The sequence below is a fragment of the Brevibacillus sp. NRRL NRS-603 genome, from assembly GCF_003013445.1.
Lineage (GTDB): Bacteria > Bacillota > Bacilli > Brevibacillales > Brevibacillaceae > Brevibacillus > Brevibacillus formosus.
Genome location: NZ_PXZN01000082.1, coordinates 1 through 1,092 on the forward strand (window position 1 = coordinate 1; position 1,092 = coordinate 1,092).

At 45.6% G+C, this 1,092-nt stretch carries 2 protein-coding genes; both read left to right on the forward strand.

Translation table 11 applies throughout. From position 1 onward, the window contains the following. The coding region (locus tag C7R94_RS28010; protein WP_146142831.1) for an oligopeptide/dipeptide ABC transporter ATP-binding protein at window positions 1–309 on the forward strand (309 nt) is incomplete at its 5' end. A 67-nt stretch (window positions 310–376) separates the two neighbouring features. Beyond that, a partial coding sequence (locus tag C7R94_RS28015; RefSeq protein ID WP_233220693.1) for an ABC transporter substrate-binding protein occupies window positions 377–1,092 on the forward strand: 716 nt, incomplete at its 3' end.

Genomic DNA, 1,092 nt, shown 5'->3' on the forward strand with positions numbered 1-1,092 from the left:
TTTTGCGACAGGATCGGTGTGATGTACCTGGGAAGGATGGTTGAGCTGGCACCTAAAAATGCGTTATATGAAGAGCCACTGCATCCTTATACGCGCTCATTACTGTCCGCAGTTCCGATTGCCAAGCCAAAAACGAAGCGTGAGCGCATCATCTTGACTGGGGATGTACCGAGCCCTGCGAATCCTCCGAGTGGCTGCACGTTCCATACGCGTTGTCCTGATTGTATGGAAATTTGCAAAACGGACAAGCCCGAATTTCAATCGATGGGCGATGGTCGATATGTTGCTTGTCATTTGTATAACCAATAGGAACAAATGACAGCTATCATATTTTTTCAACATGAATTCCAGAACGAAAAGAAAAGGGGGACTTGTTTTGAAAAAGAAGGTAGGTATCACCGCTTGCTCCGCATTACTCGTGCTAGCTGCTGCTTTGGGCGGATGTTCGAGTAAGCCGGCTGACACGAGCACACAGCCAAATCCGCAATCTAAGACAGAAGCGCAAGCTCCGGCAAAAAATGAACTTACACTTGGTGTGAATGGAGATCCGCACTCTTGGGATCCGATTGATACGTTTTTGCTTGATTGGAGTACTGTAGCAACATCTGTATTTGAAGGCTTAGTCGAACGTACCACTGACTTGAAAATCCAGCCAGGACTCGCTGAATCGTGGGAGTTCAAGGATGACAAGACACTTCAATTTAAACTTCGTCAAGGAGTTACCTTCCACAACGGTGAGCCATTCAACGCGGAAGCAGTGAAATTTACATTTGATCGCCTGCTTGGTGAAGAAGGGAAAAAAGGACCACAGCAAGCGAACTATGCTTCGATTGACCGTGTAGAAGTGGTGAACGAGTTTACAGTCAACATGATTCTCAAGGAAAAAGATCCTGTACTCCTTACAAAGCTGGCAGGTTATGGCGGTGTGATCGTTCCGCCTAAGTATTACAAGGAAAAAGGGGACGAGTACTTTAACACGCATCCAGTAGGTACGGGTCCTTTCAAAATGGATAGCTATGAAAAAGATAACAAGGTTGTACTGGTGAAAAATGAAAACTATTGGAAGCAAGGTCAACCGAAGCTGGAAAAAGT